The following is a 481-nucleotide window of genomic DNA, read 5'->3' as shown; positions in this document are numbered from 1 at the left end:
GGTCAGGGTGACCTGGCGTACGAGCTGCTGGAAGCAGGCCAGGGACGCCAGGCCCGGCAGGGCGGCCGCCGCGATGTCGACCACCGTCCTGGGCGCCTGGACGACGCACAGGAGCATCGCGACGGACGAGAAGATCAGCACCACGCACCAGGAGTGGACGGCGCGGCGCCGGTGCAGCGCGGCCCGCAGGACCGACAGCGACGCCACCAGCCAGGGCCCGTACACCAGGAGAGGCCACCACGACGCGAGGCCGTCCTCCATACGGGCCAGGGCCACGACGCGGAGGGGATCGTAGGCGACCATTCCGCCGAAGAAGCTCACCGAGGAGGCGATCACCGCGGTCAGCGCGGCGATGACATGGCTGGCGGTCCGCAGGACGTTCGGGCGCTTGCGTTCCCGGACCTTTCGATGGCGCCGGGAGACCTCCCTCAGCGGAGGCAGTTCCGCGGTGATCTGCTGCAGGTTCTCCAGAGGGGTGTTC

At 70.7% G+C, this 481-nt stretch carries 1 protein-coding gene; it reads right to left on the bottom strand.

Annotated features, from left to right (window positions below; translation table 11 throughout):
- Positions 1–481: DUF2637 domain-containing protein (locus C1I97_RS38715; protein ID WP_258382958.1), on the bottom strand; the 481-nt coding region annotated here is incomplete at both ends.

Source organism: Streptomyces sp. NTH33, from assembly GCF_003236365.1.
Lineage (GTDB): Bacteria > Actinomycetota > Actinomycetes > Streptomycetales > Streptomycetaceae > Streptomyces.
Note: the sequence above shows the minus strand (reverse complement) of the source record. Positions and strands in the feature narration are given on the sequence as shown.